This window comes from Halomonas sp. V046 (genome assembly GCF_052645355.1).
In genome coordinates this window covers 1-1,802 of the sequence record NZ_JBQXYF010000032.1, presented here as the reverse complement: position 1 = coordinate 1,802, position 1,802 = coordinate 1, and the positions used below count along the sequence as shown (strand labels likewise).

Annotated in this window: 1 rRNA gene; it reads left to right on the top strand. The window is 54.1% G+C overall.

From position 1 onward, the window contains the following. The first annotated feature begins 186 nt into the window (after positions 1-186). Positions 187-1,727: ribosomal RNA gene (locus ACUN9Y_RS22055) — 16S ribosomal RNA — on the top strand. Positions 1,728-1,802: the final 75 nt, after the last annotated feature.

Sequence of the window (1,802 nt, the reverse complement as noted above, 5' to 3'; positions counted from 1 at the left end):
GCAGCAAGCGAGACGCGCATCATCGATTGTGGTGCGCCGCTCTTTAACAATTGATCAGGTAATTCATGTGGGCGCTTGCCGATGAGTCAGTGACGAAGTCACTGAAATATCAAGGCAAGCGACTCGTCAAAGAGACGTTTGAACCTTGAGCCAAGTTTGGTGCACTCAATGCACTATCAAGCTTTTAAACTGAAGAGTTTGATCATGGCTCAGATTGAACGCTGGCGGCAGGCCTAACACATGCAAGTCGAGCGGAAACGATCCTAGCTTGCTAGGAGGCGTCGAGCGGCGGACGGGTGAGTAATGCATAGGAATCTGCCCGGTAGTGGGGGATAACCTGGGGAAACCCAGGCTAATACCGCATACGCCCTACGGGGGAAAGCAGGGGATCTTCGGACCTTGCGCTATTGGATGAGCCTATGTCGGATTAGCTTGTTGGTGAGGTAAAGGCTCACCAAGGCTGCGATCCGTAGCTGGTCTGAGAGGATGATCAGCCACATCGGGACTGAGACACGGCCCGAACTCCTACGGGAGGCAGCAGTGGGGAATATTGGACAATGGGCGAAAGCCTGATCCAGCCATGCCGCGTGTGTGAAGAAGGCTTTCGGGTTGTAAAGCACTTTCAGTGAGGAAGAACGCCTTCGGATTAATACTCCGGAGGAAAGACATCACTCACAGAAGAAGCACCGGCTAACTCCGTGCCAGCAGCCGCGGTAATACGGAGGGTGCGAGCGTTAATCGGAATTACTGGGCGTAAAGCGCGCGTAGGTGGCTTGATAAGCCGGTTGTGAAAGCCCCGGGCTCAACCTGGGAACGGCATCCGGAACTGTCAGGCTAGAGTGCAGGAGAGGAAGGTAGAATTCCCGGTGTAGCGGTGAAATGCGTAGAGATCGGGAGGAATACCAGTGGCGAAGGCGGCCTTCTGGACTGACACTGACACTGAGGTGCGAAAGCGTGGGTAGCAAACAGGATTAGATACCCTGGTAGTCCACGCCGTAAACGATGTCGACTAGCCGTTGGGTTCCTAGAGAACTTTGTGGCGCAGTTAACGCGATAAGTCGACCGCCTGGGGAGTACGGCCGCAAGGTTAAAACTCAAATGAATTGACGGGGGCCCGCACAAGCGGTGGAGCATGTGGTTTAATTCGATGCAACGCGAAGAACCTTACCTACCCTTGACATCGAGAGAACTTTCCAGAGATGGATTGGTGCCTTCGGGAACTCTCAGACAGGTGCTGCATGGCTGTCGTCAGCTCGTGTTGTGAAATGTTGGGTTAAGTCCCGTAACGAGCGCAACCCTTGTCCTTATTTGCCAGCACGTAAAGGTGGGAACTCTAAGGAGACTGCCGGTGACAAACCGGAGGAAGGTGGGGACGACGTCAAGTCATCATGGCCCTTACGGGTAGGGCTACACACGTGCTACAATGGCCGGTACAGAGGGTTGCAAGACCGCGAGGTGGAGCTAATCCCAGAAAGCCGGTCTCAGTCCGGATCGGAGTCTGCAACTCGACTCCGTGAAGTCGGAATCGCTAGTAATCGTGAATCAGAATGTCACGGTGAATACGTTCCCGGGCCTTGTACACACCGCCCGTCACACCATGGGAGTGGACTGCACCAGAAGTGGTTAGCTTAACCTTCGGGAGAGCGATCACCACGGTGTGGTTCATGACTGGGGTGAAGTCGTAACAAGGTAGCCGTAGGGGAACCTGCGGCTGGATCACCTCCTTAATCGACGAGTCATCTGACTGTCGGTAAGTGCTCACAATGAATTACCTGATCAAGCAAGAGCAATGACTGTTTGGG